The following is a 5614-nucleotide window of genomic DNA, read 5'->3' as shown; positions in this document are numbered from 1 at the left end:
CTACATGCAGGTCCTGTCGGATGCCGTCTGCAAGAAGATGTCGGGCCGCATCATCAACATCCACCACTCGTTCCTGCCGTCGTTCAAGGGCGCCAACCCCTACAAGCAGGCCTTCGAGCGCGGCGTGAAGCTGATCGGCGCGACGGCGCACTACGTCACCGAAGACCTCGACGAAGGTCCGATCATCGAGCAGGACGTCGCGCGCATCACGCATGCGCAGTCGGCCGAGGATTATGTCTCGATCGGCCGCGACGTGGAGAGCCAGGTTCTCGCCCGCGCGGTGCATGCCCATATCCATCACCGGGTCTTCATGAACGGTAACAAGACCATCGTCTTCCCGCCGTCGCCGGGCTCATACGCCTCCGAGCGCATGGGCTGATAGACGCTGCATGACATGAAAAAGCCGGCGTTTCCGCCGGCTTTTTTGTTGGCCTCAGAGGCCGAAGGCATCCTTGAACTGGTACCACCAGGAACCGATGGTCGAGTACTGGGCGCGGAACATGCGGCCGCCGGGGAACGGGATCCAGGGCAGTTTTTCGAACTGGCTGAAGCGCGAGAGGTCGCCGTGGATCGCTTCGCTCAGGATCTTGCCGAACAGATGCGAGCCGGTGACGCCGTGGCCGCTATAGCCGTGGGCGAAATAGGTGTTCTTGCCGATCTTGCCCATCTGCGGCACGCGGGAGAAGGACAACGCGAAATTGCCGCTCCAGGCGTAATCGATCTTCACGCCCTTCAGCGACGGGAAGACCTTTTCGAGGTTCGGGCGGATTTTTGCGCGCACATCGGCCGGGTCGGTGCCGCCATAGACGGTGCCGCCGCCAAAGATCATGCGCTTGTCCGCCGACAGGCGGAAATAATCCAGGATGTAGCGCACGTCTTCGACGCACATGTCGCTCGGGATCAGCGCATCGGCGCGGTCGCCGAGCGGTTCGGTGGCCACCATCTGGGTCGAGACCGGCATGACGCGCGAGACGAGCTTCGGCACGACATGGCCGAGATAGGCATTGCCGCAGATGACGGCGGTGTTGGCCGCGACGCTGCCTTTGGCCGTGTGGATGACCGGCTTTTCGGCATCGTGCTCGACGCGGATGACCGGTGACTGCTCATAGATCACGCCGCCGAGCGATTCGAGCGCTGCCGCCTCGCCGAGCGTCAGATTGAGCGGGTGCATGTGGCCGCCGGTCGTGTCCAGCATGCCGCCGATATAGGCGTCGGTCTTCACCAGCGTCTGGATCGCTGCCTTGTCCAGCATCTGGTGATCGTCCATGCCATAGCTCTTCCACAGCGCCTTCTTTTGCTCCAGCTCCTTCATATGGGCGGGCGTATAGGCGGCGTAGATATTGCCGGCCTTCAGGTCGCAATCGATATTGTACTGCGAGACGATGCGGCGGATGATCTTGCCGCCTTCCTGCACCAAGCCGCCGACGAAGGCGCCGGCCTGGTCGCCGTAGCGGCGCTTGATCGTGTCGAGGCTGGCATTCAGGCCGTTGACGATCTGTCCGCCGTTGCGGCCTGATGCGCCCCAGCCGATGCCGGCCCCCTCGACCATCACCACCTTGTAGCCCTTTTCGGCAAGGTGGATGGCGGTGGAGAGGCCGGAATAACCGGCGCCGAGCACGGCGACGTCGGCGGTCACGGCCCCTTCCAGCACCTTCGGGGTGCGGATGATGTTGCGGGAGGCAGCGTAGTAGCTGTCGGGATATTCGCCGTTGCCGGCATAGGACTGGGTGTTGGCCATCAGACGATTTCCAGGTAGGCGCTGAATTCGAAGTCGGTCACCTGTTCGGCAAAACCGGCAAGTTCCTGCCGCTTGCAGGCGATCAGCATGGAGCGGAGATCCGCGTCGAAGATTTCCGAGACGATCGGGCCGTTCTCGAAGGCGGTGACGGCAGAGCCCCATTCGGAGGGAATGCGCGGCAGCTGCGATTGATAGGCGCGGCCCGAGACCGGCGCCGGCGGTTCCCACTTGTTGCGGATGCCGACAAGTGCGGCGCCCAGAATGGCGGCCATGACGAGATAGGGATTGGCATCGGCACCGGCGACCCGATGCTCGATGCGCCGCGCCTTGTTGCTGCCGCCGGGAATGCGGATCGCCGCAGTGCGGTTCTCATAGCCCCAGGAGACGGAGGTCGGTGCGTGCGTATCGGGCCGCAGGCGGCGGTAGGAGTTGAAATGCGGCGCAAAGAGCAGCGTCGATTCCGCCATGCCGCGCGTCAGGCCCGCGACGGCGTGTTTCATGATGTCGGAGCCTTCGGCCGTGCCGTCGTCGAAGACGTTGTTCCCGTCTTCGTCCACCAGGCTGAAATGCATGTGCATGCCGCTGCCCGAGCGCATGCCGTAGGGTTTTGCCATGAAGGTGGCGGCGAAGCCGTGTTTGCGCGCGATGCCCTTGACGATGCGCTTGAAGAACAGCGCGTCGTCGGCGGCCTTCAACGGATCGTCTGAGTGCATGAGGTTGATTTCGAACTGGCCGATGCCGTTTTCGGCGACGGCCGAATCCGCCGGCACATTCTGCCGCTCGCATTCCGCATAGACGTCGGAGAAGAACTGGCCGAAATCGTCGAGTTCGTCGATCGAGAGGATGGCGTCGGAATCCAGCCGCTTGCCGGTATAGGGCGAGATCGGCGGCTGGGCATGGTCGGGCTCGGCGTCGATCAGGTAGAATTCCATCTCCGAGGCGACGACGGGTTTCAGGCCCATTTCGTGATACTGGCGCACGATATTGGCGAGTGCCTGGCGCGGATCCGCAAGGAACGGCTCGCCGCTCTCCTTGAACAGCCAGAGCGGCACGACGGCCGATGGTTTCAGCGTCCAGCTGACGGGCAGTGCCCCGCGGCCGGTCGCCGCGCAGATGCCATCCATGTCGCCCGACGCGAAGACGTGGCTCGAACCGACGATATCCTCGCCCCAGACGTCGACGCCGACGATGGACAAGGGCATGCGGATGCCGCCCTTCAGCACCTTTTCCGCCTGCCCGACGGGCACGCGCTTACCGCGCAGGATGCCGTTCAGGTCGCAGACGACGGCCTGGATGCTTTCCACGCCATCGGCGCTGATCAGCCATTCGGAATCTTCGCTCAGAGCCATAATATGTTCCCTATCACATAATTATTTTTGTGATCACATTTTCAAAATATGCACACTTTCTTGTCGCCGGTCAAGCTGCTAGAACCTCTCGATAAGGATAGGTTAGCAACCGACAGCCTGTCACAGGAGGAATGGATTGGGCAATCTGGCGCTGGAACCTCTGGATCGACCGGACGGCATGACGACGCATGAATATGCGCATCGGCGCCTGCGCCAGGCCATCATGGTCGGCTCGATCCGGCCGGGCGAATCGCTGACCATCCGCGGCATCGCCGAGGCGATGGAATCGAGCCCCACGCCGGTTCGCGAGGCGCTGCGCCGCCTCTCTTCCGAGGGAGCGCTACGCGTGCTCGACAACAGGCGCATCATGGTGCCGCGTATGACGGCCGACCGGTTCAGCGAGCTGGTCTCGCTGCGCTCCGTGCTGGAGCAGCACGCCGCCCGCCGCGCCGTGCCGCATATCACCGAGCGCTGTATCGACAGGCTCGAGGAGGTCGACCGGGCGCAGGACGAGGCGATCGCGCGCAAGGACAACGCGGCCGCGCTGCTCCTGAACCAGGAATTCCATCGCACGCTCTATTCCGCCAATCCCGAGCAGGCGATCATCCCGATGGTGGAGAGCATCTGGCTCCAGCTCGGCCCCTTCCTCGGCATCGCCATGGAACATGTCGCGCAGCTCTATTTCGTCGACCGTCATCAGGAGGCGATCGCCGCCCTGCGCAAACGCGACGAGGATGCAGTGGCAGCGGCCATCAAGGCCGATATTTCCGAGGGCATCGGCGGTTTCGAACGCACGGCTATCGAAAACCTGCTGCGGCTGGCCGGTCAATAGGCCTGGTCAACGCTGACGGCGTCGCCGGAGGCGATCCGGCCCGCCGTAACGACCTTCGCCAGCACGCCAAAACCACCGCCACCGTGTTTGGCGATGGCGTGCAGCACATCCTTGTCGAAGGGAATGTCGGGCTGTCCGAGCGCCGTGAAGGCGCAACGCGTGCAGGGCTCGGTGATTTCGACGACCGCTTTTCCGACGCTCAAGCGCTTTCCGATGAGCCGTTGCTCGACGAAGTCTACATCAGCAGCATCGGTCTCGACCAGGATGTTCGGCCGGAAGCGCCGCGTGTCGATGACGGCGGCAGGAATCAGAGCCTGCAGACGGGCGAGCGAGCCGGTCGTCAGGATATGCAGGTGACCGCGATCGTAACGCGGTGCGGCATCGCTCTCGCCGAAACGCCGGAAGCGCACCGGAAAATCCAGATGGTCTGACGCCGCCCGGTCGGCATCCGGGGAGGGCACGGCATGCCAGGCGGCGCCATCGCGGCTGACCTGCGGCCCCTCGGCCGCCATCCGCGCCCGCAGCCCCGGCACGGGCCGCCAGCGCCGTTCGCTCTCGGGTGCGGCGACATCCGCGCTACCGGCATCGAACAGACCCCATTGCCGGTCGCCGGCAATGCCCGTCTCGTTGAGATCAACGGCATCGAGCTTTTCGCCAGTCAATGAACTGACCGGATAGCGCCAGAGTTCACATATCGTACCGACCTGCATGCCGTTTCTCCCTGTCCATGGCTGCGTGAAGCTAGCGACCCGGTTGCGGACTGTCGATCTCTCTTGCGCGATGGCGCTTTGACGCAAGCAAGCGGCTTGCATCCGCCGTTCGGGCCATGCAATGGATCACGCATGTGAGTGTGGAATATGGGGCAGCACATGAAGACGGATGTCATAGTTCTCGGCGCGGGCGTGATCGGCATTTCGACCGCCATCCATCTGGCGCGGCGCGGCAAGTCGGTGGTGCTCGTCGACCGGCGCGGTGCCGCCGAAGAGACATCCTACGGCAATGCCGGCCTCATCCAGCGCGAGGGCGTCTTTCCCTATGGCTTCCCGCACGATTTCGGCGCGCTGTTCCGCTATGCGCTGAACAACACGATCGACGCGCATTACCATCCCTCGGCAATCCCGGGCATCATTCCGTTCCTCGCCCGTTACTGGTGGCATTCCGGCTTCCGCCAGCATCAGAGCATCGCCCATCTCTATGCGCCGCTCATCGAGAACTCGATTTCCGAACATGCCGACCTGATCACCGCCTCCGGTGCCGAGGATCTGATCCGCAAGGACGGCTGGATGAAGGTTTTCCGCTCGGAGAAGGCGCGTGATGCGGCTTACGCCGAGGCTGAAAAACTGTCGGCCAATTTCGGCGTCAACCACCAGAAGCTGACGACGGCGGAGGTGGCGCAGATGGAGCCCTCCATCCGCGCAGACCTGACCGGCGGCCTGCGCTGGACCGATCCGTGGTCGATCCTCGATCCGCAGAGCCTGATGAAGCGCTACCTCGCCTATTTCCAGTCGCTCGGCGGCCAGTTGAAATCGGGCGACGCGGCGACCATCGAGCACGTTCTGGAAGGCGAGGGCTGGCGCATCGCCACCCCCGAAGGGCCGCTGGAGGGCAAGGAAGTCGTCGTGGCGCTCGGCCCCTGGGCCGACACCGTGACGCGCAAGCTCGGCTACCACTTCCCGCTCGCCGTCAAGCGCGGCT

General features: G+C 63.8%; 6 protein-coding genes. 3 read left to right on the top strand and 3 right to left on the bottom strand.

The features are described from left to right. Positions 1–379, top strand: a 379-nt coding sequence (locus ACOZKU_RS18840; RefSeq protein WP_421578810.1) for a formyltransferase family protein, incomplete at its 5' end; no start/stop codon positions are given. Positions 380–433: 54 nt separating this feature from the next. Here ACOZKU_RS18840 and ACOZKU_RS18835 read toward each other — a convergent pair. Further along, entirely contained in the window at positions 434–1738 is a 1305-nt protein-coding gene (locus ACOZKU_RS18835; protein ID WP_421580160.1) for an NAD(P)/FAD-dependent oxidoreductase, read from the bottom strand. After that, positions 1738–3087, bottom strand: a complete 1350-nt coding sequence (locus ACOZKU_RS18830; protein WP_314089949.1) for a glutamine synthetase family protein — start codon at positions 3085–3087, stop codon at positions 1738–1740. Before ACOZKU_RS18830 ends, ACOZKU_RS18835 begins: the two co-directional genes overlap by 1 nt. A 178-nt stretch (positions 3088–3265) precedes the next feature. Between ACOZKU_RS18830 and ACOZKU_RS18825 the strand changes: the two genes are divergently transcribed. Then, positions 3266–3919 (top strand): GntR family transcriptional regulator, encoded by a 654-nt coding sequence (locus ACOZKU_RS18825; protein WP_314090035.1) that lies wholly within the window; start codon positions 3266–3268, stop codon positions 3917–3919. Here the strand turns inward: ACOZKU_RS18825 and ACOZKU_RS18820 are convergent. After that, positions 3913–4629, bottom strand: coding sequence for an MOSC domain-containing protein (locus ACOZKU_RS18820; RefSeq protein ID WP_421580159.1), 717 nt, complete (start codon positions 4627–4629; stop codon positions 3913–3915). The genes ACOZKU_RS18825 and ACOZKU_RS18820 overlap by 7 nt on opposite strands. Positions 4630–4788: 159 nt before the next feature. Here ACOZKU_RS18820 and ACOZKU_RS18815 point away from each other — a divergent pair. Then, on the top strand, positions 4789–5614 hold an 826-nt coding region (locus ACOZKU_RS18815), incomplete at its 3' end, for an NAD(P)/FAD-dependent oxidoreductase (protein WP_421580158.1).

The organism is Shinella sp. M31, assembly GCF_049199205.1.
Classification (GTDB): Bacteria; Pseudomonadota; Alphaproteobacteria; order Rhizobiales; family Rhizobiaceae; genus Shinella.
Note: the sequence above shows the minus strand (reverse complement) of the source record. Positions and strands in the feature narration are given on the sequence as shown.